This window comes from Actinoalloteichus sp. GBA129-24 (assembly GCF_001941645.1).
GTDB classification, from domain to species: Bacteria; Actinomycetota; Actinomycetes; order Mycobacteriales; family Pseudonocardiaceae; genus Actinoalloteichus_A; species Actinoalloteichus_A fjordicus.
Genome location: NZ_CP016077.1, coordinates 509,733 through 536,437, shown reverse-complemented (window position 1 = coordinate 536,437; position 26,705 = coordinate 509,733). Strand labels below are relative to the sequence as shown.

At 69.6% G+C, this 26,705-nt stretch carries 26 protein-coding genes and 1 pseudogene; 4 read left to right on the top strand and 23 right to left on the bottom strand.

What is annotated here, in order from left to right; translation table 11 throughout:
• Positions 1-135: 135 nt before the first annotated feature.
• From UA75_RS02420 to UA75_RS02400, 5 genes are all read right to left on the bottom strand, one after another.
• Positions 136-681, bottom strand: coding sequence for a hypothetical protein (locus UA75_RS02420; protein WP_075738499.1), 546 nt, complete (start codon positions 679-681; stop codon positions 136-138).
• 51 nt (positions 682-732) lie between these two features.
• The gene (locus tag UA75_RS02415; protein WP_075738497.1) at positions 733-1,620 is read right to left on the bottom strand and encodes a WXG100 family type VII secretion target; all 888 of its coding nucleotides are present in this window, start codon (positions 1,618-1,620) and stop codon (positions 733-735) included.
• Between the two features lie 23 nt (positions 1,621-1,643).
• Positions 1,644-1,976: a type VII secretion target gene (locus UA75_RS02410; RefSeq protein ID WP_075738495.1), complete on the bottom strand. Its 333-nt coding sequence runs from the start codon at positions 1,974-1,976 to the stop codon at positions 1,644-1,646.
• 502 nt (positions 1,977-2,478) lie between these two features.
• Positions 2,479-2,829 carry a DUF4229 domain-containing protein gene (locus tag UA75_RS02405; protein WP_318533283.1) on the bottom strand — a complete coding sequence of 117 codons (351 nt, stop codon included), beginning with the start codon at positions 2,827-2,829 and terminating at the stop codon, positions 2,479-2,481.
• Between the two features lie 10 nt (positions 2,830-2,839).
• Complete coding sequence (locus tag UA75_RS02400) at positions 2,840-3,322, bottom strand: Lrp/AsnC family transcriptional regulator (protein ID WP_075738493.1); 483 nt, start codon at positions 3,320-3,322, stop codon at positions 2,840-2,842.
• Between the two features lie 268 nt (positions 3,323-3,590).
• Here UA75_RS02400 and UA75_RS02395 point away from each other — a divergent pair, with 268 nt between their 5' ends.
• A complete protein-coding gene (locus UA75_RS02395; protein ID WP_075738491.1) occupies positions 3,591-3,824 on the top strand; it encodes a BldC family transcriptional regulator in 234 nt (77 codons plus the stop codon).
• A gap of 158 nt (positions 3,825-3,982) precedes the next feature.
• Positions 3,983-4,204 carry a hypothetical protein gene (locus UA75_RS02390; RefSeq protein WP_075738489.1) on the top strand — a complete coding sequence of 74 codons (222 nt, stop codon included), beginning with the start codon at positions 3,983-3,985 and terminating at the stop codon, positions 4,202-4,204.
• 59 nt (positions 4,205-4,263) lie between these two features.
• Here the strand turns inward: UA75_RS02390 and UA75_RS02385 are convergent, their stop codons facing one another.
• The 4 genes from UA75_RS02385 to UA75_RS02370 form a co-directional block, all read right to left on the bottom strand.
• The gene (locus tag UA75_RS02385) at positions 4,264-5,655 is read right to left on the bottom strand and encodes a MinD/ParA family protein (RefSeq protein ID WP_232237604.1); all 1,392 of its coding nucleotides are present in this window, start codon (positions 5,653-5,655) and stop codon (positions 4,264-4,266) included.
• Between the two features lie 104 nt (positions 5,656-5,759).
• Positions 5,760-6,734, bottom strand: a complete 975-nt coding sequence (gene ccsB, locus UA75_RS02380) for a c-type cytochrome biogenesis protein CcsB (protein ID WP_075738485.1) — start codon at positions 6,732-6,734, stop codon at positions 5,760-5,762.
• Positions 6,734-8,572, bottom strand: a complete 1,839-nt coding sequence (locus UA75_RS02375) for a cytochrome c biogenesis protein ResB (RefSeq protein ID WP_075738483.1) — start codon at positions 8,570-8,572, stop codon at positions 6,734-6,736. The genes ccsB and UA75_RS02375 overlap by 1 nt, the downstream gene beginning before the upstream one ends.
• Positions 8,569-9,429, bottom strand: coding sequence for a cytochrome c biogenesis CcdA family protein (locus UA75_RS02370; RefSeq protein ID WP_075738481.1), 861 nt, complete (start codon positions 9,427-9,429; stop codon positions 8,569-8,571). The genes UA75_RS02375 and UA75_RS02370 overlap by 4 nt, the downstream gene beginning before the upstream one ends.
• Before the next feature lie 470 nt (positions 9,430-9,899).
• Between UA75_RS02370 and UA75_RS02365 the strand changes: the two genes are divergently transcribed.
• Both UA75_RS02365 and UA75_RS32450 read left to right on the top strand, forming a co-directional pair.
• Positions 9,900-11,465, top strand: coding sequence for a serine/threonine protein kinase (locus UA75_RS02365; protein ID WP_075738479.1), 1,566 nt, complete (start codon positions 9,900-9,902; stop codon positions 11,463-11,465).
• 860 nt (positions 11,466-12,325) lie between these two features.
• Positions 12,326-12,559: a hypothetical protein gene (locus UA75_RS32450; RefSeq protein WP_157433952.1), complete on the top strand. Its 234-nt coding sequence runs from the start codon at positions 12,326-12,328 to the stop codon at positions 12,557-12,559.
• A 36-nt stretch (positions 12,560-12,595) separates the two neighbouring features.
• Here UA75_RS32450 and UA75_RS02360 read toward each other — a convergent pair whose 3' ends face one another.
• From UA75_RS02360 to UA75_RS02290, 14 genes and pseudogenes are all read right to left on the bottom strand, one after another.
• On the bottom strand, positions 12,596-13,186 hold the full coding sequence (locus UA75_RS02360) for a TlpA disulfide reductase family protein (RefSeq protein ID WP_075738477.1): 591 nt from the start codon (positions 13,184-13,186) through the stop codon (positions 12,596-12,598).
• Positions 13,183-13,815, bottom strand: a complete 633-nt coding sequence (locus tag UA75_RS02355; RefSeq protein WP_075738475.1) for a histidine phosphatase family protein — start codon at positions 13,813-13,815, stop codon at positions 13,183-13,185. The genes UA75_RS02360 and UA75_RS02355 overlap by 4 nt, the downstream gene beginning before the upstream one ends.
• Positions 13,812-15,152 (bottom strand): glutamate-1-semialdehyde 2,1-aminomutase, encoded by a 1,341-nt coding sequence (gene hemL / locus UA75_RS02350; RefSeq protein WP_075738473.1) that lies wholly within the window; start codon positions 15,150-15,152, stop codon positions 13,812-13,814. The genes UA75_RS02355 and hemL overlap by 4 nt, the downstream gene beginning before the upstream one ends.
• Positions 15,153-15,195: 43 nt before the next feature.
• On the bottom strand, positions 15,196-15,546 hold the full coding sequence (locus UA75_RS02345; protein WP_157433951.1) for a hypothetical protein: 351 nt from the start codon (positions 15,544-15,546) through the stop codon (positions 15,196-15,198).
• Positions 15,547-15,797: 251 nt separating this feature from the next.
• Positions 15,798-16,253, bottom strand: a complete 456-nt coding sequence (locus tag UA75_RS02340; protein ID WP_075738469.1) for a hypothetical protein — start codon at positions 16,251-16,253, stop codon at positions 15,798-15,800.
• 3 nt (positions 16,254-16,256) lie between these two features.
• On the bottom strand, positions 16,257-16,913 hold the full coding sequence (locus UA75_RS02335) for a hypothetical protein (RefSeq protein WP_157433950.1): 657 nt from the start codon (positions 16,911-16,913) through the stop codon (positions 16,257-16,259).
• A gap of 288 nt (positions 16,914-17,201) precedes the next feature.
• Positions 17,202-17,876 (bottom strand): hypothetical protein, encoded by a 675-nt coding sequence (locus UA75_RS32445; RefSeq protein WP_157433949.1) that lies wholly within the window; start codon positions 17,874-17,876, stop codon positions 17,202-17,204.
• 431 nt (positions 17,877-18,307) lie between these two features.
• On the bottom strand, positions 18,308-18,865 hold the full coding sequence (locus tag UA75_RS02320; protein WP_075738463.1) for a hypothetical protein: 558 nt from the start codon (positions 18,863-18,865) through the stop codon (positions 18,308-18,310).
• A 505-nt stretch (positions 18,866-19,370) separates the two neighbouring features.
• Positions 19,371-20,294, bottom strand: coding sequence for a hypothetical protein (locus UA75_RS32440; RefSeq protein WP_075738461.1), 924 nt, complete (start codon positions 20,292-20,294; stop codon positions 19,371-19,373).
• Positions 20,295-20,454: 160 nt separating this feature from the next.
• Positions 20,455-21,432 carry a porphobilinogen synthase gene (gene hemB, locus UA75_RS02310; protein WP_075738459.1) on the bottom strand — a complete coding sequence of 326 codons (978 nt, stop codon included), beginning with the start codon at positions 21,430-21,432 and terminating at the stop codon, positions 20,455-20,457.
• A 144-nt stretch (positions 21,433-21,576) separates the two neighbouring features.
• Positions 21,577-23,106: a uroporphyrinogen-III synthase gene (locus UA75_RS02305; RefSeq protein WP_075738457.1), complete on the bottom strand. Its 1,530-nt coding sequence runs from the start codon at positions 23,104-23,106 to the stop codon at positions 21,577-21,579.
• A 19-nt stretch (positions 23,107-23,125) separates the two neighbouring features.
• Positions 23,126-24,061, bottom strand: a complete 936-nt coding sequence (hemC, locus tag UA75_RS02300) for a hydroxymethylbilane synthase (RefSeq protein WP_075738455.1) — start codon at positions 24,059-24,061, stop codon at positions 23,126-23,128.
• Between the two features lie 377 nt (positions 24,062-24,438).
• Positions 24,439-25,827, bottom strand: a pseudogene (locus UA75_RS02295) (glutamyl-tRNA reductase); the annotation flags it as partial.
• Complete coding sequence (locus tag UA75_RS02290; protein WP_232237790.1) at positions 25,824-26,570, bottom strand: redox-sensing transcriptional repressor Rex; 747 nt, start codon at positions 26,568-26,570, stop codon at positions 25,824-25,826. The gene UA75_RS02290 and the pseudogene UA75_RS02295, both read right to left, overlap by 4 nt.
• Positions 26,571-26,705 lie beyond the last annotated feature (135 nt).

Sequence of the window (26,705 nt, the reverse complement as noted above, 5' to 3'; positions counted from 1 at the left end):
ACAACACCGGGGCGAGCCCCGCAGAACACACTGCACCAAGCCCCGCAGGCGTCACCGGTCGAGCCCCCGGCGCGGACCTCTGGTCAGTCGCCGACGACGCCCTCGTGACACCTGCGGAGCGGCCCGAAGCCTGGATCACCAGCCGCCTCGGCGGAAGACGCTCCCGCCCTCATCGCCCTCATCGTCGTCGTCGCCGCGACGCGGCGGGTTCTGACCGGGGTCCGAGGCGGGGCCGCCGCCTGTGTTCGGAACGGGACCGCCGCCCGCGACCGGACCGGGGCCCGCCGCGTTCGGCCCGGCAAAGGGGTCGCCCGCGTCGAGGATGTCGTCGAGCTCGTGCCCCTCCTGAATCATCGCGTAGGCCTGCTGGAGCTTCGGCACACCGCTGGCCAGCGCCCGCTGCACCTGCTCATCCTGCACCGCGCTGCCGTCGGCGATGTCCCCCCAGGACAGGTCGCCCTTGTCGATCCGTGCCTGAAGCGCCGCCAACTCGGGAGGGGCGTCCTTGCTCCTGGCGAACTGCTCGATCTGGGCGATCTCGGCCTCGGTGAGGCCGGATTCGGGGAGCTGCTGCTGCTTGATCTCGGCCATCCGGGCGTCGGCCTCGGCCTCGATCTGATCCAGTTGGCTGCGTGCCGCCGCGAAATGCGCCAGTCGTGCCTGGTGGTCCACTACTGCCATCCTCCGTTCGACGGATCGGCTCCGTCGATCGCTACCCTGCTGCCGACGAGGTCAGGAACTCGCGTTCTGACGTTCTTGCTGGTAGGCCCCGTAATTCTGCTCGAAACTGTCGGCCGCACGATTGAGATTGCCCTCATTGTCGACCGTACCGTCGGCTCGGGTGTTGCCACCGACCTCGGTCTGGAGGTTCTCCTGCGCCGAGTTGAAGCCCTGGGTGCCCTCGGCCACCTGCGCCACGCTGTCACCGGTCTGGTTCGCGACATTGAGGGCGCTGTTGATGTCGTTGACATCACCGACCTGCATCACGGCCGAGCCGAGTCCGATCAGCCCGTTGATCACGGTGATCGTGCTCTCCACCATGGAGGTAATCGCCGAGATGATGTTGAGGATCGAGTTGACGATGGTGACCGCGTCGTAGACCGTCTTCACGGCCTTGGCCCAGCCCACCACGGGGATCGGGGCGAGCGCGATGGCCTCGATGAGCTTGTTCACCAGCTTCTCGACGAGCTTGAGGGCCTCGTCGCACATCTTCTCCGACGTCTTCGCGCACTGGTCGAAAGCCAGGCCCGCGAGGTTCGCCATCTGAGCGTCTGCCTCGATGCTCAGGGTCCAGTTCTGCCCGATCTTGGCATTGAACGAGTCGGCGGCAGGGCCCTTCCACGTCTGCAACAGCGTGTCGAGACCGGTGTTGAGGTTGTTCCTGGTGACCTGCAGCGCGTCGGCCGCGTTCTTCCACGCCTCGCCGTTGTTCTTCATCTTGCCGAAGTCACCGAGCAGCGGCGTGATGACCATCTCCACGAGGCCTTGACCGGTGACCTGCTGCCAGATCCAGTCAACGGCCTGAACCTGGAGACTCGCGCCCTCGACCTTGTCCTTGATGGCCGAATCGCCTGCCGATGGCTCGGCGAGCACGATCGCCTCCGCCGGTGCGTAACTCATGTGTTCTGCTCCCCAGTGCTCAGTCAGCTCGGCGTGATCTGCGACGCCTGATCGGTCAGCGCGGACATGCTGCCCTGCTCCCCGCGCTCGACCAGTTCGTAATCACTTGCCGTGTCGTTCAACGCGGCGGACAGGTTGCGCATCTTCGCGCTCGCGTCCTCCATGCAGCCCTCGTACAGGCTGCCGATGGCGATGACCAGCGGCTGAAGGATCACGAACAGACCAGTGAATCCGCTGGTGTCAGCGCCCTTGTTCGCCGCATAGGCGCCGATCTCGGTGAAGTGGCCCGCAGTCGCATCGGTCAGTCCCGTGTACCCGCGAAGCTCCTCTGGCTCGACTTCGAAGTCGTCGCTCATCAGTCCTCAGATCCTCCTGTGATCGACATCACCAGCGCCCGTGGCTCACCGGCGCGGAGGTTAGACGCGACGATTCCAACACTGGTTCCAATGGGTGAAACCAGATACCGACGAATCGCGGTGTCGGTCGTTCGACCCGCAGTGCACGGGATGGGGAGAGGCCCGCACCGCCGGACTCGGGCAGCGTGCGACGGCACCATCGGAAGGTAAAGAAAACGGCACAGTCGGGCGGGCGCAGCGGGTGCCCGAGGTCCGAGACCGGCAGGTGGCAGTGGTTCTTCAGAGCCGACCGGCACCCCTCGAGGTGCCGAGGTGCCCCGGACAGGTCGACGGCGGTCACCGGGTCTCGGCCGCCCATCGACTCGCGGCAGTCGGGGGCGTCCGGTGGTACCGAATCACCGCCGCGATGGGGTCGGCGTCGAACGAGGTCGATTCCTCTTCGGCGGCGCCGTCGGCGCTGCCGACCGCGACCCGCGACCGGCCGTCGAGGCGAGCAGCGGACTCAGGCGGTCCGTTCGTCCTCGCCGCGCAACTGAGCCTCCAGCTTCCTGCGGGCGGCGGCCCGCCGGGCGGCGCGATCAGCCAGCCCCACCGAGATCCGAGCGCGCAGCGGTCGGAACAGCACCAGCGACAGCCCGAGACCGAGCACGAGCCCGACCGCCAGCGCCACGAGCACCGGGCTGTTCAGCAGCACGAGAACGGCAGCGGGAACGGCCACCGCCAGCAGTCGGGCGACCGTGTACAGCAACAGGTCGGTGCCGAGCGTGCTCCGCGTCGCGGTGTCCTCGGTCATCGTCGTCTCCTTCCCCGCGTCGTCGACGGCCGTGGCGGACGCAGTGTCGTTCGAGCTCACCCCGCCGAGCCTACGGATCGGTCCGGCGCCCAGCGGCGGCCCACTGCTCGTCGGGATCGTTGGGGCGCCCCTCGAAGCGCGTCGAGAGCACGACGGTGGTCCGAGTACGCGCCACCCCCTCGATACGGCGGAGTCTGCCGAGGGCTCGCTCCAGGTCGTCCATGGTGGCGACCCGCACCTTGACGACGAAGGCCTCGTCCCCCGCGACCGCGTAGCAGGACTCCACCTCCGCGAGCGTGCCCAGCGCCTCGGCGATCCGTTCGTCATCGCCTGCGTCGCTGGGCTGGATGCCGACCAACGCCGTCACGCCGAGCCCGACCGTCCTGGGATCGACGACGGCGTGGTAGCCGGTGATGACCCCGGAGGACTCCAGCTTGCCGACCCGTTCATGAACGGCCGAGGCGGACAGCCCCACCTGCCTGCCCAGATCGGCGTAGGTAGCCCGCCCGTTGGCCCGCAGCGCCGCAATGATCCGCCGGTCCACACTGTCCATGCTCTGGGATTCTCCTCGTGCTCGCCGACGCAGGCGGACGGGCCCCGGCACGCCGAGACACCCTGGACGACGGGCGGACTCTCGTCCCCTTCCGTCCGAACCGAGTGTTTCGTCCCTTACCTGGCCTTTACCTACGCACAAGCGTTCGAGTACCTGGGGGGCGAGCTGTCAGGATTGTGTCGGTAACGCCGGATTCATCAAGCGCTCACCGCCGGGCACCAGGCGACCCGACGAACAGGGTGAGCGCTGCACTCCAGGGAGGTCACCTGTGACTGGGTCCGTTCAACACACCGAGCAGTACTCCGCCGAGCGGTTGCTCACCCCCGGAGAGGTCGCGACGATGTTCCGCGTTGATCCCAAGACGGTGACGCGATGGGCCACCGCGGGTCGGATCGGATCGATTCGCACGCCGGGCGGGCACCGCCGGTTCCGCGAGTCGGAGGTCAAGGCGCTGCTGGCCAATCTGACCAGGGAGGCCAGCTCACCGGTGGCGATGAACTGATCTCCGCGCCGGGCGACACCTCCGCCGTCGGAGACCATGGTCGACATCAGCGGCGGACACGCGCCCTCCTTCTCCTTTCACTCCCCGCTCCCGGTGGGGGCCGGCGGCGATCGTGGTGAGACGGGTTAACCTCGCAGGAGGAGAAGGAGGTGGCGCCTGTGCTGTATCTGCTCGCAGCGATCGGCGTGCTCAGTGTCGCCGTACTGCTGTGGCGTGCGTTCGCATCGGAACGGGTCGGCGTGTCACGACCCCGGCAGTCGGGCCCCGTGGCGCCCGACGACGATCCGGATTTCCTCCGCAGGCTCGATCAGCAGCAGTGGGAGGACCGGATGCGCAAACAGCGCGGATCCGATCAGGATGAGGGCAACCCGCCCGCCTGAGCGGGCGGGTTCGAGCTGGGGAGATCCGCCGAGGCTCGCCGGGATGGCCCCGCAGCCGGTCAGCTGGTTCGAGACCGGCTGATCGCCTGCGGGAAGTCGTCGGCCACCGTGGCGGCGAGTTCCAACAGGCCGAGACGGGTGTCCGGGGCGAGGCGGTCCAGCTCGATCTCCGCACCTTCTTCGAGGTGCGCGTCGAACGGAACCCGGCAGACCGCGCGGCACCGCGCAGCGAAGTGCTGGGTGAGCTTGTCCAGATCGACCTTGCCGGAGCCCGGCCGCACCGAATTGATCACCGCGACCGAGCGGGAGACCAGGTTCCGGTAGCCGTGCGCGTCCAGCCAGTCCAAGGTCGCCGAGGCACTGCGTGCCCCGTCTATGGAGCCCGACGACACGATGATCAGTGAGTCGGCGATGTCCAGCACACCGCGCATCGCCGAGTGCATCAGCCCGGTCCCGCAGTCGGTGAGCACCACGTTGTAGAAGTGCTCCAACAACGTCACCGAGCGCCGGTAGTCCTCTTCGCTGAAGGCCTCGGAGACGGCCGGGTCCTGCTCGCTGGCCAGCACCTCGAGCCTGCTGGGTCCCTGCGAAGTGTAGGCGCGGACGTCGCTGTACTTGCGGATGCGGGCGGCGTCCCGGAGCAGATGGCGGACGGTGGCCGTGGTCTCCAGCGGGATCTTCTGGCTGAGCGTGCCCCGGTCCGGGTTCGCGTCCACCGCGATCACCCGGTCACCACGCAGCGAGGCGAAGGTCGAGCCGAGCGTGGCCGTGGTGGTGGTCTTGCCCACACCGCCCTTGAGGCTCAGCATCGCGATCTTGTAGCAGCCCTGCAACGGCTGGTTGATCCTGGCGATCAGCTCACGTCGCTGACGCTCCGCCGGGCTCTCCCCGAGGTTGAGGGTGTGGCCGCTCGCCTTGTAGAGCATCCGGCGCCAGCCGCCCTGCGGCGGGCGCTTGCCCTGGCGGAGCAGTCGCGCCGAGGACAGGTCCTGCGGGGAGGAGGCCTGGTTCTGCTGCCTGCCCGGCTGCCCCTGCTGCTGGTAAGCCCCGTACTGCGGTGCATGGCCGGTGCCGGGCATCCCATAGGCCGGGGGCTGCTGGTGTGGTCCCGAGACGCTGGGATCAGCGTAATAGCCGCCCGCGACCGCCGGATCGACCTGATACGGGCCGGACGCCGGGTCGACGGCATAGGGTCCCGAGACCGGCTCCACCGGATGCGGGCCGGAGGCTCCCTCCACCGGATAGGGGCCGGAAGCCTGGTCCACGTAATACGGTCCGGAACTGGCCCCCTCCACCGGATAAGGGCCGGAACCGCCCGAATCCGCCGGTGGTGATGCTGCGGGTGCCTGCTCCCCGTAGTAGCCGTGCCCCTCGGCCCGCTGCTGCCCCCTGACGGGCGGCTGCCACATCGACTCCGTGGGCGACTCGGGCTCGTCTTGCCGTCCGGTCACCGTTCGGTCCCTCCATACCCAGCACATCGGGCGTTCTTCGATCCGCGACGACGGTAGCCCCACCGAAGCAGGGCCGTCGACACAGGGGTTGTCAAGAGTAGATCTCAACCTACTCCTGCGTAGGAGTGCAGACCCGCGACCACCAGGTTGATGAAGAACAGATTGAACAGATTCAGCGCGAAGGCGATGACGTTCACCCAGGCCGCTCGGGTGCCGCGCCAGCCGGAGGTCGCCCGCGCGTGCAGGTATCCGGCGTAGACGACCCAGCAGATGAAGGCCACCGTCTCCTTGGGGTCCCAGCCCCAGAACCGGCCCCAGGCCGCCTCGGCCCAGATCGCCCCGCAGATGATCCCGAAGGTGAGGATCGGGAACGCGAACACCGCACTGCGATAGGCGACTCGGTCCAGGACGGCGATGTCGGGCAGCTTCTCGCCGACGAAGGCGAACCGCTTCGGCTTTGCCAGATGCGCGGCCTTGATCAGATAAGCGACGCTCGCGGTTCCCGAGACCAGGAAGATCCCGCTGCCGACGATCGCCGCCGACACGTGGATGACGATCCAGATCGAGCGAAGCGAGGCCACCAGTGGTGCGGCCTCCGCGTAGAGCACCGTTCCTGCGACGAAGTAGAGGATGAAGACCGGGAGCAGCACGAACACGCCCAGCACCCGGATCGGATGCCTGCGCAGCACGAACAGCCAGGCCACGACGGCGGCCAGCGACAACGCCGAGATGTACTCGTACATGTTGCCCCACGGCACGCGGCCGGTGGCGAAGCCGCGCAGCACCAGCGAGGCGAGTTGCACGACCGCGCCGAGCACGGTCAGCGAGACGCCCATCCGGCCGAGACGCTCCGCGAGGGGACGTCGGGACGGGGGTGTGTCGGAGCCGGCGGTGGTCGCGTCGGCGTCGGTGGTCGAGGTCGTGCCGCCCGCCCCCACCAGCGCCGACGTCTTGGCCGTCTTGGGTTTGCGGGTGAAGCCGTACTCCGCGGCCTGTAGCAGCAACGCCAGCACGTAGATGACGAGCGCGCTGGCGAGGCACAGGTCGCTGTAGACGGACAGGGTCTCGTCGACCGGCATCAGGCGTCCTTCCCCAGAGCCGAATCCGGCTCACTCGCGGGCGGCTTCTGGACCGCCCCTGTCGCATCGGCCGAGGCCGCGTCGCCGGCCTGGTCCGGGGTCTCGGTGGGATCTGGTTCGTCGCGCGCGGCAGACGGCGGCACGGCGTCTGATTCACGGACCGGCCCAGGCTGCTCCACTGCATCTGACTCACGGAGCGACGCAGGCTGCTCCACAGAGCCTGATTCACGGAGCCTGGCAAGCAGCTCCACAGAATCTGATGCACGGAGCCTGGCAAGCAGCTCCGTGGTCACCCTGCCGAACTCCTCGCCGTATCCGGCCTGGTCGGTGCGGGCGAGCCCACCGAACTCGACCACGGTACGACCGGCTCCGTCGCCCGGATTCTGCGGGGTGATCCGCACCCACAGCCGTCGCCGCTTCACGATGAGGGAGAGCCCGAGGCCGCCGAGGATGAAGAGACTGGAGATCAGCACCCAGAACTGGGCGGGGTCGTAGGAGACCTGGAGCGAGGCCCACCGTTCCACGCCGTCGAAGCGCACCGTGGTGCCGTCCGCCAGCTCGATCTCCTCGCCGACGGCCAGGTTCTCCCTGGCCACCCGCACCAGCTCGCCCTCATCGACCATGTCCTGATCGATCTCGAAGATCGACTGGCCTCGGCCGGAGTTGTTCCCCAGGTCGCCGCGCATCACATCGACCGCGACCATCGGCTCGTTCAGCTGGGGGAAGCCGGAAGTGAGCAGGCCCTCCTCGGTGAACATCGGGGTCGGGGCGAGCAGCCCGGTGATCGCGAGCTGGTTCTCCCGACGTTCGTCCTCGTCGACGGTGTTCGGCGGGTCGAACTTCGTCGCGCCCTCGGAGAGCATCGTGGTCAGTTCGACCGGTCGCCACTGCACGTCGCCGAGCCGCTCCTCCCCGTCGGGGAAGGTCACGGTGAACTCCGGTGCGTAGCCGTTGCCCAGCAGGTAGACGCGGTCGTCCGCCATCCGCAGCGGATGGTTGACCCGCAGGAGGTGGTCCCGCCACGTACCGGTCTCCAGATCCGCGCCCTCCTGGTAGGACACGTTCGACTCGTAATACGTCGCCGTCCCCGCGTGGGTGTACTCGGCCGTGAAGTCGTGTACCTGGATGCAGAACGGGTTGAGCTGGGTGCCGTCGACGGTGATGCCGGGCCGGAACGAGTCGTAGTTGTAGATGCCGGAGTTGCAGAACTCGCCGCCGTCGGCCCGCACGATGACCTGGCCCTCGTACCCGAGCAGTCGCCCCGCCGCCATCGAGACCAGCAGCCCGACCAGGGCAAAGTGGAACACCAGGTTGCCCAGCTCGCGAAGGTAGCCGCGTTCCGCGCTGACGGTGTGCACGCCGTCGGCCTCGGTGCGATGCACCGTCCGCCAGCCCTTGAGTCGCTCGTCGACTCGGGCGCGCACCGTCTCGACGTCGTCGGTCACGGCGGCGATCCGGTGGTGGGGCAGCCTGCCGAGGCGACGGGGCGTCAGCACCGGCTCGGCCCGCAGCGACTTGGCGTGGTCGAAGGTCCTCGGCAGCAGACAGCCGATCAGCGAGATGAACAGCAGCACGTAGATCGCGGCGAACCAGACGCTGGCGAACACGTCGAACATCCCGAGCCGGGCCAGGATCGGCGCGATGGTCGGGTAGTCCTCGTAGAAGTCGTCGACCAGGCTGATGTTGGTCGACTCCTGGGGCAGCAGCGCACCCGGCACGGCAGCCAAGGCCAGCAGGAACAGCAGGGTCAGTGCGGTCCGCATCGTGGTGAGGCCGCGCCAGGTGTTCCGGAGGAAGGCCAGGAGCGCAGGAGGTTTCCTGCGAGTCTTCACGGTCACAGCGGCAGCTCGAAACTTCCGATGGGTCCCTGGATCAGGCTGATCAACACGCCCCACAACCCGGTGACCAGCATGATCCCGACGATCAGGAGCAGCACGCCGCCCCCGATCTGAATCCGTCTGCTGTTGCGCCGCAACCAGTCGCCGGTACGCACCGCCCAGCCCGCGCCCAGGGCGAGCAGGACGAAGGGCAGGCCGAGACCGAGGCAGTAGGCGATCACCAGGACGATCCCCCTGGTCATCATTCCGCCGTCGGCGTCGGTGGTCGCGGCGACCGCGATGACCCCGCCCAGGGTCGGGCTGAGACACGGCGTCCAGCCGAGTCCGAAGACGCCGCCGAGCAGGGGAGCCCCCCAGACGCCGGTCCCGAACCGACGATGCACCCGCACGTCGCGTTGCAGGGCGGGGACGAAGCCGAGGAACACCAGTCCCATGGCGATCGTGACGACCCCGCCGATCCGTTGGAGCAGCGGCTGGTTGGCGAAGATCAGGTCGGTGAGGCCGAGCAGGAACACCGTGCTCGCCAGGAAGACGGCGGTGAATCCGAGGACGAACAGGCCGGCCGCGCCCGCGACCCGAAGCCTGCCGGATCTGTGCTCGGCGGCCGCGACCGAATCGGGCACGGCGGCGCCCGAGGAGGTCGATTCCGCCGCCTGTTCGTCGCGCGCGGCGATCCCGCCTGCGGGGACCGGCCGGGTCTGCGGCGCCTCGGCGCCGACGAGCCCCGCGAGATAGGCCAGGTAGCCGGGAACCAGCGGAATCACGCACGGCGAGGCGAAACTCACGAGACCTGCAAGCACGGCGACTCCCGTGGCCAGCAACAGCGGCCCGGAGATGACGAACTCGGAGGGGTCCACGCATCGAGGGTAGGCACCCTACTCAGTGGCCCTTCCGTCGGCTCCTCCTCGACGAGACGCCGGTTACCCCCGTGTCGGGTGTCGGGTCGCGACCGGTCGCGGCCGATGGACGACGCAGGCCGCCGCTCGTGTCTGCCCTCGCCTTGGATCGCACGGGGTGGACAAGAGCCGAGGGCTCGCCGCGAGCAGCCCGGCCTCGCCCGCGCAGCGCCCGGGCCGTCAGAGGCTCGCCGACGACTCGCCTGCCGATCGCCCCGAACCTCGCGTCGGGCGCATTAAGGGCCTGCGACGATGCCGAATCAGACGTCGTCGAGTGCGCGGCGCCTGCCGACCGGGCCGGTGGCCGCTGTCACGCCCTCGGAGTCCGTGCCGAGGGCCGAAGCGCCGAGGCACGAGGGACACGCTGGTAGCCTGACCGACAAGAGTGAACCTGCCGTGATAATCGTCGAGTCGGAGTGGGGAACAGTTCAATGGAACCACTTTCTGCGACCGACCCGCGACAGATCGGCCGTTATCGGGTACTCGGACTGCTCGGCGCAGGCGGAATGGGTCGGGTGTATCTCGGTCGTTCTCCGGGCGGCAGGCCGGTGGCGATCAAGGTCATTCGCGAGGAGCACTCCGAGGACGAGCAGTTTCGAATGCGCTTTGCGCGTGAGATCGACGCGGCAGCCGCCGTGAGCGGCGCTTTCACCGCCGCCGTGATCGAGGCCGCCCCCGATGCCCGGCCGCCCTGGCTGGTGACCTCCTATATCGAGGGACCCTCGCTGCTCAAGGCGGTCAGTGATTTCGGTCCGTTTCCGGAATCGTCCCTGCGGGTATTGACCGCCGGGCTCGCCGAGGCACTGCGGGAGATTCATCAGAGCGGACTGATTCATCGTGATGTGAAACCGACGAACGTGCTGCTCGCCTCCGATGGACCGCGAGTCATCGACTTCGGCATCGCCTGGGCCGCCGAGGCCGTCTCGCTCACCCAGGTCGGCACGCATTTCGGGACGCCCGGATTCATGGCGCCGGAGCAGGCCGTCGGCGAGCGGGTGACCGCGTCGAGCGACATGTTCTCTCTCGGCTGCGTCATCGTCTTCGCAGCCACCGGCGTGAGTCCCTTCGGCGAGGGAAACTCGACGGCGCTGCTGTATCGAGTCGTCCACAACGAACCGACGCTCGACGGCCTGCCCCCCTCGCTCCGCGACGTCATCGGCACCTGCCTGGCGAAGAACCCGGTGCATCGTCCGCGCCCCGACGAGATCCTGGCCCAGATCGACACCGGCTTCGATCACGCCTGGCTGCCCGCTCAGGTGACCACGGTGCTCGCGCAGAAGAGCGCCGAGACGCGAGCGATGCTCGACGGCACCCGCGTCCAGCCGATGGGCGCGGCGGGGACACCGTCACAGGCGCCCCCCGCCCAGAACGGCCCGGGGCATCCCAGGACGCGGCTGCTGGCGGGCATCCCGATCCCCACGTCGTACCCGGCGGACGTGGCGAATGAGCCGCCGCCGTATGAGACGGATCAGCCGCCGAAGTACCAGCCGGAGCCGGTCGGCTTCTCCGAGCCGTACTCCGCGCGCGGAGCGCAGCACGTCCAGTCCGCTGCCGCGCCCCGCTCCCAGCCGTATGCGGAGCCTCACTCGGGGGCGTACGCGGACCCGTACTCGGCAGAGCACGCTCCTGCCCGGCGACCGGAGGTGTCTCGACGCGGCGAGACGCCTCGAGCGAGGCGGCCCGCGCAGCGGCCGACGATCGCACCGCAGCCCGAACCTCGACGTGAGGAGCCCGCCCCCCGGCGCTACGCCGACGACGGGGACGGCCGAGGTCAGCTCGGCCGCATCCTGATGGCGCCGTTCACCGCCGTCGGCTTCCTGCTGAAGGGCATCGTCTCGGTGCTCCTCTGGCCCTTCAAGGCGTTGTGGAGCTGTCTGCTCATCACCATCGTCGCGGTCGGCGTCATCGCCTTCTTCAGCATCGACGCGCTCGCAGGCCTCGCGGTCCTGTTCGACCGCGCCGTCGATATGGTGCAGCGGATGTTCGACTTCTTCTAGCTCCGGCGCAGGCAGCCCGAGTCATCGGCCGGCCACGGCAGAAGTGCCACCGACCCCCTTCAGGTGAGGTCGACAGGACAGCGCTGCGCGATCACGTTCGACCGACCGTGGCGCTATGACCACTCAATCGTGTTGTGATCGCCCGCAACCATTTTCTCCAGCGGTCACGGCCTACCAAGATTGCTCGCGGCAGGAATTCGACCACCCACACCGTGACCCGAAATTCGATACGACCGCCGAGGACAACACTCATGACCGCTCTCGTCGACTCCCCGATACTCATCGGCCTTACCCTGGGTTCGATGCTATTCGGACCGCATCGAAAGAACTGGAAGGAGACGCACCGGGGATTGAGAGAATACGCCCCGACGCGGCTTGCGGGCGAGGCACCCGCCGAACCCCGCGCCAGGCCGAATCCCGTCGATGAGCGGGTCGGGCCGTGGCCCGGCCCCGGCGATCGGGCGGACCCGGTCCGCCCTCGGCCCGCTCAGGCCGAGAGAGGCCGCGCCACGCGGTCGCCCGTGCTCCCCTGCCGTCTTCTCGGCAGAGCGCGACCGTTCCAGAGATCATGCTGCACCACGAGCCTCGCCCCCGCGTGCGGGGCCGAACAGCGCACCGAGAACGGCGGGGGTCACCGGGACCGGCACAGATCCGCGCGAGGCCATGCCACCGAAGCACGAGATGCGGCCTGCTCGTCGCGGGGTCCGAGTTCGCGGGGTCCGAGTTCGCAGGGTCCGAGTTCGCGGTGTCCGAGTTCGCAGGGTCCGATAGGGCCCGCCCACACCCTCTCGATGGACCCGGCGCACCGACCGTTCCGCACCGTCCGAAGGCGGCCCGGCGGCGGGGAGGGGCCGTGGTCGATGTCGATCACCGTCCGCCACGCGCCCGCCGAGGCAGGCGAGCTGATCACCTGCTCGCGCCGACGGCCCGCCCCGACACCGCACGCGGCCCGGCCCGCCCGCTGGTACCGCGTACGGCAGGCCACGACTGCGAGACAGGGGGTCGGCGAGCCCGCCCCGTCGATTCCGGAGTGGTTGAGTCTGGAGAGAAGACCCAGGCGGGAGCCTTCCTCGGTTCCCGCTGACCAGGACTGATCACCGTTGTCGACCCGACGAACCCACCCCGACCCGTCACTCCTCGGCGGCGATCTCCGCCACGATCGGCAGCAGATCCTCGGCCAGCACCTCGTCCAAGAGCACTGCGGCCACTCGATGACTGCGATCCAGGATGATCGTCGACGGCACCGCAGTGCGCGGATAGCCACGCAGCCCGAGCAGCGATCGTCCGGAGGGATCGTAGATCGACGGATAGGTGATTCCGAGATTCGACACGAAATCCATCGGCGCCGAACGCACGTTGTCTCTGACGTTGATTCCGAGGAACGCCACGCCGTCTTCTGCGGTCTCCTCATATACGTATTGCAGGTGTGAGGCTTCAAGTCTGCATGGACCACACCACGAACCCCAGATATTGAGGACCACCACCTCGTCCTCGAAATCCTGAGCGCCGATCTGTTCGCCCTCGTTCATCAGATCGTCGCCGTTGATCTCCGGCGCGAGCTGCCGTTCCGCCTCGTCATAGCGGATGCGCGTCTCACCGCCGGGGGCGACGAACTGATATCGGCCGGAGCCGGGGACGTCGTCGGCCTGCCCGGAGCTGCATGCACCGAGCGTCAGCAGTACTGCTCCGAGCAGGCCGACCAGCCGGAAGCGCCTGGTCATGCGCCTGCGACCTGACTGCCGGACGGCCCGGCCGGTTCGCGGTAACTGATTCCGACCAGACGCTCCGCCTCGAACTCCAGGCTCGTCAACGAGGCCAGCGCACACTGCCGATGCCTCGGGTCGTGCCAGAGCCGATCGCCCTGGAGGAACTGTCGCACCGTCCACACCGGGAGCTGATGCGAGACGCACACTGCCTCATGCCCCTCGGCGGCGGCTCTGGCGCGATGCACGGCGGCCAGCATCCGATGGGCGATCTTCAGGTAGGGCTCGCCCCAGGACGGCAGGAACGGGTTGAGCAGCTTCGGCCAGTTCTTCGGCGACCGCAGCGCGCCGTCGCCCACCGAGACCCGCTGGCCCTCGAAGAGGTTGTCCGCCTCGATGAGTCGGTCGTCGATCGAGGGGGTGAGCTGGTGCGCAGCCAGCAGCGGAAGCGCCGTCTGCCTCGCGCGCTCCAACGGCGAGGTCACCACGTGCACGATGTCGTGCCCCGACAGGAACTCGGCGACCGTCTCGGCCTGCCGTTCGCCGCGCTCGGAGAGCCGGAAGCCGGGCAGCCTTCCGTACAGGATGCCCTCAGGATTGTGCACTTCACCATGGCGAAGCAGATGAACGACGGTGCGGGTGCTCACCGATCTCCCTCCGGTCGGGCCTCGGCCGCCGCGGTCGCGGCGGCGGGCAGTGCGGCGGCGATGATCTCGAACGCGGCGTCGTCCAGTGCGGCCGAGACGAAGAAGGCCTCGAAGGCGCTCGGCGGGGCGTAGACGCCTGCCGCGAGCAGGCTGCGGAAGAACGCGGGGAATCGCCAGGTCTCGGCGGCCTGGGCACCGGCGAAGTCGTGTACCGGCGAGTCGGAGAAGAAGATGCTGACGAGGTTGCCCGCATAGCCGATCTGATGGGCCACTCCGGCGCCGGTCAACGCGTCGGCGAACAACTCGCCGAGGCGCCGCGCATTGGCGTCCAGCCGCGCGTAGACCGAGGTGTCGGCCGTGCGCAGCGTCGCAAGTCCGGCGGCGACGGCGACGGGATTCCCGGACAGGGTCCCTGCCTGGTAGACCGGTCCGACCGGGGAGAGCGCCGACATCACGTCGGCCCGACCGCCGAACGCGGCTGCGGGAAGCCCCCCCGACATGACCTTGCCGAAGGTGTAGAGGTCGCCCGCCACGCCCTCCAGCCCGTACCAGCCCGCCGAGGAGACGCGGAAGCCCGTCATCACCTCGTCCATGATCAGCAGCGCGCCCGAGGCGTGGCACAGGGTGCGCAGCTCCGCGTTGAAACCGGGCAGCGGAGCGACCGCGCCCATGTTCCCCGCCGCGGCCTCGGTGATCACGCAGGCGATGTCTCGGCCGTGTTCGGCGAACACCGCCCGCAGCGCCGCGACGTCGTTGTACGGCAGGACGATCGTGTCCGCCGTCTGAACGGAGGAGACTCCCGGCGTGGAGGAGATGCCGAGGGTGGCCAGGCCGGAGCCTGCGGCGGCGAGCAGCGCGTCGACGTGTCCGTGGTAGCAGCCCGCGAACTTGACGATCTTGTCTCGGCCGGTGACGCCCCTGGCCAGTCGGATGGCGCTCATCGTCGCCTCGGTGCCCGAGTTGACGAGCCGGACCTGTTCCACCGGGTCGACCCGGCCGATGATCTCCTCGGCGAGAAGGATCTCGCCCTCCGTCGGCGTGCCGAAGGAGAGACCGGCGGCGGCCGACGTCCGCACCGCGTCGACGACGGCCGGGTGGGCATGGCCCAGGATCATCGGGCCCCACGAGCTGACCAGGTCGACGTAGCGGTTGTCGTCGGCGTCCCAGAGGTAGGCGCCTGCGCCGCGCACCATGAAGCGCGGCGTGCCGCCCACGGAGTGGAACGCACGAACCGGCGAGTTCACCCCGCCGGGGGTCACCCCGCTCGCACGGTCGAACAGGGCCTGCGAACGGGCCACCGGCTGCGCGGACGTCGGAGGATCGGGCACCTGAGTCACCGGACCAGTCTCGCAAGTCCCCCGACCGGCCGGTGGCAGCGGGTCAGCTCGGCGGCGGGACCGGCCCGAAGAGGGGCTCGGGCCTCGGCCGAGTCCGGATCGCGAGGGTGAACTGACGAATCGAGTCGAGCAGCAGGACGCCTGCCAGGCACCCGGCACCCACTGACAGGGCGAGCCGGTCGCCGACGTAACGCAGCAGCACCCTCGACTCTCCCTCCCCGGTGGGCAGTTCGTCGCGCAGCACACCCGTCCGCCAGAGCCACACGGCGAGGACGACCAGCCCGACGGCGAGGATCACCTCGCCGACGGCGAGCACGGCACGGCGCGGCTGGTGCAGGCGATGTGCCCCCACCGGGTGGTCACCGATCGTGTTCGTCGGGTGCGGAGCGGTCATGACCGAAGAGTCTGCCATGTGTCGCCTGCCCGAGGGGTCGTGCCTGCGACGGAGTCGATCACCGGGTTCGGCACTCCGCCTGCACGGATCATCGGTGCGGCAGGAGCGATCGTCACTCCGGGGTGCGCAGGCCTCGGACGTGCCGAGTCGCATCCGCCTGCCGCACCGCTCCCGCAGGCTGGGGCCCCGCCTCGATCACACCGTGAGCAGGCCGAGACGAGGCGGCGGAGTGCTACCTGATCCAGCTCGGATCAGGCCGCCTGCTCCGGATCGCGCCCGTTCAGCCAGATCGACGACTTCGGCAGCCAGACGGTGACCAGGCCGCCGATCACCAGCAGGAGGACGACGATGCCCACGGGCGTGAACCCGGCACCGAGTTGGAGGAAGAGCTGGAGGGCGCCGACGACGGTCAGCGCGATCCTCGGCCAGCGGCGTCGCCGACCGAGGAGGAAGGCGAACCCGCAGTAGAGCACCGCGAAGAACAGCGTGACGAGCAGGTTCTCCAACACCAGGTCTGCGGCGAAGTCGGCCGCCTCCGCCGGAGTGACGTCGGACCGCCGCTGAAGCTGCTCGGCGATGCCCTGCGGGCGCAGCCAGAGGAACAGGGCGTGCAGGGTGAGGAAGACGGCCAGCGCGTACCACAGTGCGACGGCGATGCGAATGACCTTCGGCGGGAGCACCACGGGTGCCTCGGCGGGTTCTGCCATTGCTCAGTTGTACTGGAAATAGCGGTTGGACTCCGGCAGGTACATCGCGATGATCCCCAGGGCCGTCACAGGCAGGATCAGGATGTTCACGGTGGCGACGACGACGCCCACCCCGCCGATGCCGAACTGCACGCCCAGTTGGCCGAGGTACCCGAGACTGGCCAGCAGGTTCAGGCTGCCGACCACGGTGAGCAGGATCCGGGCCCAGCTTCGTCCGTTGCGCATCGCGAACACGAAGAAGAGGAACACCACGGAGATGACGACGACGACTATGGTCATCGTCACCGCCACGATCCTCATGAGCTCGACCGCGGCGTCCAGACTCGGCATCCCCAGGTCGTCGGAACCCAGGTCCGCACGGATCTGCTCGTCCAGGATCACGAGACCGAGCAGGGCACTGAGGAGGCCGAGCACCGAGCCGCAAAGGTGCACGGAGAACGCGAGGTCTACGGAACGCGGCCGGACGGGGGCGGACCTCAGGACCGACTGGGGCGGCGCCATGGCGTTCGGGTATCCCCGGTAGGCCTGCGCAGCGGGCCAGGCCCCCGGCGCCGGGGGTGCGCCCGGCGGCTCCGGGGGTGCGTCGACCGCGTAGGTGCCGTGGTCCGGATGTGCAGGCTCGGTCGTGCCTGGTCCTGAAGGACCGGCTGGCTCATTCACGAGTAGCCACGGTAGGAAGACCAGCCGACCTCGGACCCGATGTTGATCAGACCGGGACGAACTCGTGTCCGCACTGGAGCCGATCTCGGGCCTGCCGACGCCGGACGAGCACCACGGGGCCCGGCTGCCGAGCGGACCCGGAGTCGACTACTACTCGAGGAAGTGGCGTGTCACACCCGGTCGTAGGTCGAAGGCGGGGCCGCTCGACGATCGGGGCGGGTACTCGGCGGCCTCGCATCTCGACCGGGATGGGGCCGATGATGCTCGGCCGCCGAGCGCCGAGGAGGCTCAGTTGGACTTGAAGTAACGGTTCGATTCGGGCAGGTACATCGCGACGATGGCGCCGATCGGCAGCGCGATCGAGAGCATCGTCTGGCCGACGAGGAGTCCGTTGGAACCGGTGTCGCCGAGGCTGCCGATCGTGGAGAGCAAGGCGAGTCCGGACAGCACGGTGAGGAGGATTCGGGCCCAGTTCCGTCCGTTCCGCATCATGAACACGAACAGGAGGAACACCGCCGAGAAGATCAGGGCGATCACGGCAGTGATCATCATCGCGGCCCGGAAGGTCTCCAGCACGCTCTCGGCTTCGCTGTCCAGCCCGGCGGCGCGGGCCTCGGCGACGATGAGCGAGTCCATGGTGGCCATGAGGATGACGGCACCCAGGATGCCGAGCGCCGAGTTCACCAGATACAGAATGAAGGCGATGTTCACGGTGCGCGGCCGGGTGGGACGCTGCCCCGGTCCCGACGGCTGCTCCATCCCGCCCGGGAAGTTGCCGTAGCCGGGAGGGCCCTGCGGGCCGGACTGCGCCGGGTAGCCACCAGGCGCGCCGGGGGGTGGCGGGTAGGACCCCGGAGGTCCGGGCGGCGGCGCGGGCGGGTAACCGCCCGGACCCGACGGTGCGGCCGGGCCGCCGAACTCCTGCGGCTGTCCCTGACCTTGTTGACCATATGGCGTGCTCACGTGCTGCACAGTAGAAAGCACTTGTCCACTCGTCCACCGGAATGGTGAGAACGGGACTAAGTCGTGCCGACATCGGGCAGCTCGCGGTTTGGTCCGAGCAGGCCCGTCGGTTACGGTGCGCGACCCGACGGCGTGCTGAGGCGGTCGCGGTGCGGCGGTGTGCCGAAGCCCCGGCGCCTGCGACGACGAGCGGGGCACGTCGGTGCGGGTGCGCCCAGTCCGCTGACCGGGCTCGGCGGCCGTGCCGTGATACCGGCCACGGCAGGACGACTCACCCGCCGACCACGCCGGGCCGTTCGGCCGTCGTGACCCTCCGCAGCATGCAACCGCTGGTGCGAATCCCGATGCGTCGTTCCCGGCACACCGGTCGGGCGCACCCATTCCGCTGACCGGCCGCTGGGGCCGGGTTCGACTCGCCGCCTGTCCGGCGCTCAGATCACCCGACCGCGCGGCGGAGTCATGCCCTTCTTCAGCGCGAAGTACGCGCTCGAGTTGGGCAGGTACAGCAGCACCACGGCGGCCACCGAGACGAGGATCGACACCAGGCTCATCACATGTCCCTGGTTCGGACCGCTGATGAAGGCAACGAGATTGAGTCCGGTGACGACCGCCAACGCGATCCGGGCCCAGTTCCGACCGGCCTTGGCCTTGAAGGCGAACAGGGTGAACAGCAGGGCGACGGCGAGGTAGACGATGAAGAACAGCCCGAAGGCGAGGGTGACAGCCTGATCGACCTCCTCCGGAGTCAGGTTGCCCTGGTTCTCCTGCATCGTCTGCGCCCTGATCTCGTCGCGCTGACCGAAGAGCGAGAGCACCGAACTGAAGATCATCACCGCCGTCACGATCCAGATCCAGAAAGAGATCGTGACCTCTCTCGGCACCGGAATCGTCTGCACACCGGCGTTGGACGCGGGCGCAGCGGGATAGGACTGTGCGGAGGGGATCGACTCGTGCGAACCAGGACGATCCGGATCATTGGGTGCGGACACGCCTGAACGTTAGAAGCCGCTCGCGGTGATGTCCACCGGCTGGACGGACGCGGCCTGATCCGGCAGCGGCCGGTGTCTCGGGAACGCGCTCGGCGTCCCCCACCGGAGATCGCCCGGCTCATCGGGGGCTCGACACCGCGTCGCCGCAGGGTGATCGGCTGACGGCCGGGGGCGTCCGCGACGCACTCCACGTCGCCGTCTGCTCCCGCGCGCCGGTGGAGTCGACGATCGATCGGAGCGGAAGACCACCGGTTCGGATGAAGCAGTGCGCTCGTGACTCCCGGCGGGCGCTGCGCCGTGCGCTCCGGGTCGTTCTCGCGGCGCCGACCTGCCCGATCGTGCCGGGCGGGCCGCCGTTAGGAGCAGTGCTCCGGCGCCTACGGGTGCCGATCATTCGTGCCGATCGGGCCGAGAAGTCGCCGTCGTCCGGTCGGCGGGCATGGTGAGTTCGGGCAGCCGATGCCCGCAGTCGATCATCCGCTGCGGGACGAGGCAGCGTGGCCGATCAGCGTGGCGGGTGGTCGTCGGAGGCGAAATGGGCTCGCGCTCCGGGCAGGAACAGCAGGAGCACCGCGACGCAGTGCAGGATCGCGGCAAGGCCGAAGACCCGCTCCGCCATGTCCGCGAGGAAGCCGAACACGGCCACGGCGGCCAGGACCAGCAGCAGGATTCGGGCCCAGTGCGCACCGCGATACGCCGAGACGGCGAAGAACGCGTACACGGCGAGAAAGCCGAACCACTGGAACAAGGCCAGCGCCACCGGGCCCCAGTGATCGGCAGGAACGCCTGCCAGCAGCGTCTGCACCGGCACGATCAGCTGGAGGACGAGCCCGACGCCCAGCAGCCCGGTCGCGACGCTCACTTCGACCGGGACGCCCGGCGCAGGCGGCGGTGGAGTGTCGCCGTCGGGATCGGGCACCGCGCAGGAGTCGGGCGTCGATAAGTGGGGCACCGCTGCCGCATCGGTCGCCGCCGACTCGGGCACCACGTCCAAGCCGGTCGGGTCCGCTGCCGCCTGGCGGTCTGCCGAGTCCGTGCCTGGTCCGGAATCGACCGTCGAGTCGCGGTCGGGGTCGACTGCCGAATCGGGGTCGGGGTCGGAGCCGGAGTCGGGGTCGGGGTCGGGGTCGGACACGAGGCCGGGCGGAGACACGGGGCCCGGTTCCTCGGCGACAACCGGCTCGGTGTCCGACGGCTCGGCGTGCGGCAGCCCGGCGGCAGCGGCCTGCCCGGCAGCCGACGGCCCGGCGGCGACAGCGGCCGCCCCGGATTCGGGTGTGGAAGGAGCACCTGCGGCGGAGGCCGCCTCGCCCGCAGCCGATGCCCGCGCGACAGCGGCCGCTCGGTCCGCCCCGGCCGAGGCGCCGGCGGGGCCATCCTGCGCAGAGTCGGGCTGCCGAGAGGACTCCGGGTCGGCCGGTGTGATCATCGGCTCAACATATCGTTGGATCGGGTCACAGGCGAACAGTCATCACAGACCGCAGCCCAGTCGAGCAACCCGCATCAGCCTCGTCCGGTCCGACCGCGTCGAGCCGTCGGCCTGCACCGTCTCGGCATCGGCGCACGACGCGCCGACGCCCGCCTGGGAATCAGCCTTCGCGCAGCCAGCGAGCGGCCTCGACCGCCCAGTACGTCAGCACGATGTCCGCGCCCGCCCGCCGAATCGACGTCAGCGTCTCCAGCACGGCGGCGCGTCGATCCAGCCAGCCGTTGGCGGCGGCGGCCTCGATCATCGAGTACTCACCGGAGATCTGGTACGCGGCCACCGGAACGTCGGCGATCTCAGCCACCTGGCGTACGACGTCCAGATAGGACATCGCAGGCTTGATCATCACCGCGTCGGCGCCCTCGGCGAGGTCCAGGGTCGCCTCTCGCAGCGCCTCCCTGGCATTGGCCGGGTCCTGCTGGTAGGTGCGCCGGTCGCCGACGAGCTGCGACTCCACGGCGTCCCGGAACGGGCCGTAGAAGGCGGAGGTGTACTTGACGGAGTACGCGAGGATCGCGGTGTCGGCGAGATCGGCCTCGTCCAGCGCCTCCCTGATGGCCCCGACCTGGCCGTCCATCATGCCGCTCGGCCCGACGACCTGGGCTCCCGCCCGCGCCTGGGCGACGGCGAGTTCCCGGTAGGCGAGAAGCGTCGCGTCGTTGTCCACGTGGCCGTCGGCGGCCAGCAGGCCGCAGTGGCCGTGATCGGTGAACTCGTCGAGACAGCAGTCCGACATGACCACCGTCGCGTCACCGACCTCGGCCGCGACCGCCGCCAACGCGCGGTTGAGGATGCCGTCCGGGTCGGAGCCCGCAGAGCCGACGGCGTCCCGCGAGGTGGGCACGCCGAAGAGCATCAGCCCGCCGACGCCCGCCTCGACCGCCTCGACGGCGGCCCGGCGCAGGGAGTCCAGATCGTGCTGGACCACGCCGGGCATCGAGGCGATCGGCACGGGAGCCGTCACGCCCTCCTTGACGAACATCGGCAGCACCAGCTGCCGTGGTGCCACGCTCGTCTCCGCGACCAGTCGACGCACCGCCGGGGTGCGTCGAAGCCGCCGAGGACGGTGCGTCGGGAACATGTCGACTCCTTACGACGTCGTGTTCTTCCGGCAGGACCTCGCCAGGACGTCGACGGCACCGAGACGAAAACGGACCGTCCCGCCCACCGGTGTGGACCGGACGATCCGTTCATCGACACGGCATCGTCGAGCGCCGCCGCACCGCTAGCGGCGAGCCCGCTTGGCCTTACGCGGCGGCGGCAGGGCGCCCTCGGAACGCAGTCGAGCCGCGTGCGAGGCCAGTGCGTCCACCAGCGAGGAGACCTGCGCGACCTCGGGCTGCACGTCGACCCGCAGGCCGAACTCGGTCGCCGTCTCGGCGGTGGCCGGGCCGATACAGGCCACCAGGGTCCGGGAGTGCGGCTTGCCCGCGATGCCGACCAGGTTGCGGACGGTCGACGACGAGGTGAAGCACACCGCGTCGAACCCGCCCGTCTTGATCATCTCGCGAGTGTCGGCAGGCGGCGGAGCCGCCCGCACCGTCCGGTACGCGGTGACGTCGTCGATCTCCCAGCCTCGATCGCGCAGACCCGCCGCGAGCGTCTCGGTGGCGATGTCGGCCCTGGGCAGCAGCACCCGGTCCACCGGGTCGAGGATGTCGTCGTAGGGCGGGAAGTCCGCCAGCAGACCCTCGCTGGACTGCTCCCCGGAGGGAACCAGCTCGGGGATGATGCCGAAGGACCGCACCTTCTCCGCCGTGGACTCGCCGACACAGGCGATCTTGACCCCGGAGAAGGCCCTGGCGTCCAGGCCGAACTCGCGGAACTTCTCCCACACGGCACGAACCGCATTGGTCGAGGTGAACACCACCCACTGGTAGCGCCCGTCGACCAGTCCCTTGACCGCCCGCTCCATCTGGGCCGGGCTGCGCGGCGGCTCGACCGAGATGGTCGGAACCTCCACGGGGATCGCGCCGTGCGCCCGGAGCCGGTCGCTCATCGCGCCCGCCTGGTCCTTGGTTCGCGGCACCAGGACCTTCCAGCCGTACAGGGCACGCGATTCCCACCAGGACAGCTTCTGTCTACCGGCCACGGCAGAGCCCACGGTGATCACCAGCGGACCCAGCAGGTCCCCCGCCACCGAGGCCAGTGAGGCCAGCGTCGTGTCGATCGTGCGCTGCGTGAACGTCGTTCCGTCGGCCGTGACGGCCACCGGGGTCTGCGGCGCGAGGCCGTGTTCCACCAGTGACGACGCCGCCTCCGCCAGGTGACTGCCCGAGGCGTGCAGCACCAGGGTTCCCGGTGCTGCGGCCAGGGCCGCCCAGTCCATCGTTCCTCGGACGTCGGCCTCGGTGTGCACCGCCCCGAGCGCCACCCCCGCGTAGGCGGGCACCGCCGTGGCACCGGCGACGCCGGGGACCACGTCGAAGGCGATCGTGGTGCGCGACACCGCCTGAGCCTCCCGCACCACCGCGTCGGCGGTGAACGGGTCACCCGAGACGAGGCGGACGACGGGGCGACCGTTCTTCGCCTCGGCGACCATGTCCTTGGCCACGTCGGCAGGATCGCCGACCGCGGGCCGGACCTCGGCGTCCGCCGAGACCAGCGAGGCCGCCTCGGCGGACACGTCGGGATCGGTGACCACGAGCGAGGCCGCTTTCAGTACTTCTTTAGCCCGGACGGTGAGGAGTCCCGCGTCTCCGGGGCCAGTGCCCACGAAGGCGATACGTCCGGGGATCTTGCGTGCACGGGTCATCAGGGCACTCCCCACTCCCTTACTGCTCGGGGCCGCTGAGCACGGCGGCCCCGAGATCCAACAGCTCCGCGGCCACGTCGCGGCCTAGCTGCTCTGCTGCGGTCGTCTCAGCGATGGCGGAGGCTCGAAGCACATCGTTCTGCGATGTCGCCGCGATTCCTCGCAACGACAGACGCAGCACTACGCGCCCCTCGTCGTCGAGGTCCTCCACCACCTCGGCCAGTGCACCGACGGGCGCGCTGCAACCGGCCTCCAGCGCGGCCAGCAGGGCGCGCTCGGCGGTCACCGCGGCACGACTGGCCGGGTCGTCCAGAGTGGACTGGATCAGGTGCTCGATGTCCACGTCGTCGACGCGGCACTCCACGGCAAGGGCACCCTGCGCAGGGGCCGACAACATCTGCAGTGGATCGAGCGATTCGGTGATGACGTCGAGCAGGCCCAGACGGGCCAGCCCGGCGCGGGCGACCACGATCGCGTCAAGCTCGCCGTCGGCGACCTTGCGAAGTCGGGTGTCCACGTTGCCGCGCAGTGGGCGCACCTGGAGCCCGAGGCCGAGGGCCTCCAGCTGGGTGGCCCGCCGCGGGGAGCCGGTGCCCACCGTCGACCCCGGCGGCAGCTCGACGAGGCGCAGGCCGTCGCGGGCGACCAGCGCGTCACGCGGGTCCTCCCGTCGCGGCACCGCAGCCACGGAGAGGCCGGGGTCTGGTGCGGTGGGCAGGTCTTTGAAGGAGTGCACGGCGACGTCGATCTCGTCGTCGTGCAGCGCCGTGCGCAGGGCAGAGGTGAACACGCCGACGCCGATCTCGGCGATCGGCGCCATGGAGCGGTCGCCGGGGGTGCTGATCTTCACCAGCTCGACGTCGGCTCCCGCCGCCGTGAGCTGGTCTGCGACCCAGCCGCACTGCGCGAGTGCGAGCCTGCTTCCTCTGGTACCGATGCGAATCCTGCGGTTCACCGCTGCTCACCATCCACGTCGGGGCGCTCCTGCGGATGCCGCTCCGCCGAGCTGCTCTCGCCACGTCGCCGTTGTTCGTCTGCTGCGGATGCCCGAGACGACTCGGTCACCTCGTCGGACCCGGGCGCGTCCGGCGTCGAGTCGAGCGCCGAAACCACTTCCGTTCCGCCTACGACGCCGGTCTGCGTCGTCCCGGCGACCGTCGCGGTCGGCACGTTCGCGACCTCGGTCAGCACCGCCGTCGTGGGCGCATCCGCCACGGAGCGCACCTCCGGCAGCACGCTCGACGAGGCGGCGGAGCTGCCTGACGGATTCGCGGCGGCTCGGCCGTCCCGAGGACCTGCAACGGCTCGGCCGTCCGACAACCCTGCGACGGCTCGGCCGTCCGACCCACCCACGTCAGCCGACTCCACCCGACTCACCCCGTCCCGCGCCGTTCGCGCGTCCTCAGGGTGCCCCGTCTTCGCCGCGCTCACCGCGTTCGGCAGCTGCTGATCCAGGTTGAAGAGTTCGCGGAGCGCATCGGCGTAGCCCACGCCCTGCGCGCCTGCCGCCAGCTGCTTCACCCGCACCGTCGGGGTGTGCAGCAGCTTGTCCACCACGCGTCGAACGGTTCGGCTCAGCTCGGCACGCACGTCGGGGGCCAGGTCGGGAAGCCGCGAGTCCAGCCTGAGCAGTTCCGCGTCGACCACCTCGGCCGCCTGTCTGCGCAGCGCCGTCACGGTAGGCGTCACCGAGGCGGAGCGCTGGGCGGCGAAGTAGTGCTCGACCTCGGCGGCGATCAAGGCGCCGACCTTGGCGAAGGCGTCGGCATCCCCGCGTCCGCGCAGCCGGTCGCGCAGGGTGTCGAGGTCCACCACCGACACCGACTCCAGCTCGGCCACGCCCGCGTCCACGTCTCGCGGCAGACCGAGATCGCAGAAGACCAGCGGCAGGCCGTTCGCCCGGCGGGCCAGCGCGGCCCGCACGGTGTCGACGTCGACGACGGTCTCCAGCGATCCGGTGCAGACCACCACCACGTCGGCTTCGGCGAGTTCGACGGAGAGCCGATCGAGCCCCACCGAGCGAGCGGGCGTGCCCGCCTCGACGGTGGTGGCGGCCAGCCGGGCGCCGTTGTCGGCGGTGCGATTCGCGATCACCAGCTCCGCGATGCCCGCCCTGCGCAGGTGCGCGGCGGCCAGCCCGCCCATCGACCCGGCACCGACCACCAGGCCCCGCCGCCCGGTCAGCGCGCCGAGCAGGGCGGCCGCGTCGGACAGGGCCTCGGAGACGACGGAGGCGCCTTCGGCACCGATCTCGGTCTCGGTGTGCGCCCGCTTGCCGACCCGGAGTGCCTGCTGCAACACCTCGTGCAGGGCTCGGCCGACGGTTCGCGCGGACTCCGCGGTCGTGTAGGCGCCGCGCAGCTGGCCCAGGATCTGCTCCTCGCCCACCACCATGGAGTCCAGGCCCGCGGCGACGGTGAACAGGTGTTCCACGGCGGCGGCGGCATAGTGCACGTACATGCCGTCGGTCAGCTCGGTGCCGTCCACGCCGGAATGGCGGGCCATGACCCCGGTGACCTCTTCGACGGCGCTGTGGAAGGACTCCACCACCGCGTAGACCTCGACGCGGTTGCAGGTCGAGAGCAGCAGGACCTCGTTGACGCTGGGGCAGCGCAGCAGCTCGTCGAGCAGCTTCTCCGTGTCCGGGGCGGCGACGACGGCGCGCTCGAGCAGCGTCAGGGATGCGCTGCGATGCGACATCCCGATGGCGAGCAGACTCATCGCGGGATCACCACGCCGGGGACGCTCGCGACGCCTGCCTGATCCGAGGCGTGGGCCGCCGAGAGCGCGGCGTCCTGCTCCTGATCCGCCCGCCTGGCCACATGGAAGGACAAGATCTGCAACTCCACAGCTAGGTCGACTTTGCGCACCTCGACGTAGTCCGGGACTTGAAGAACGACGGGTGCGAAGTTCAGGATGCACCGCACGCCGCCCTGAACCAAACTGTCGCAGACGTTCTGCGCCCCCTGAGCGGGCGTCGCGATCACGCCGATGGTGACTTCCAGTTCGGCACAGACCCGTCTGATGTCATCAACGTGATGCACCGGCATCCCCCCGACGGGGACGCCCATCAGGTCCGGATCGACGTCGAACAGTGCCGCGACCGGGAATCCGCGACCGGGGAATCCGCCGTAGTTGGCGAGGGCGTGGCCCAGATTTCCGATGCCGACCACGGCGACACTGTGCTGCCGGGTGAGACCCAGCGTGCGCTCGATCTGACCGACGAGCACGTCGACGTCGTAACCGACGCCCCTGGTTCCGTAGGAACCGATGTACGAGAGGTCTTTCCGCAGCTTCGCCGAGTTGACCCCGGTCGCCACGGAGAGTTCCTCGCTGGAGATCTTGGTCACTCCGTCGCGAGACAGATCTGAGAGGACCCGCAGATACACCGCCAGTCGCGCCACCGCCGCCTCGGGAATCGCCCTGGCCCGCTCTCGGACCACCGAGGTCTCCACGGGGGTCACGCCCGGCGCGGCGGTGTCCGTGGTGAAGCCATCACCCGCATCCCGCTGCGCTGCCACGCTGACTCTCCTCGCTCGCTCACCGGGCGTCACGCGACAGTCGTTCCGCTTGTGAGCGAGCGAGCCGCCGCGACGCCG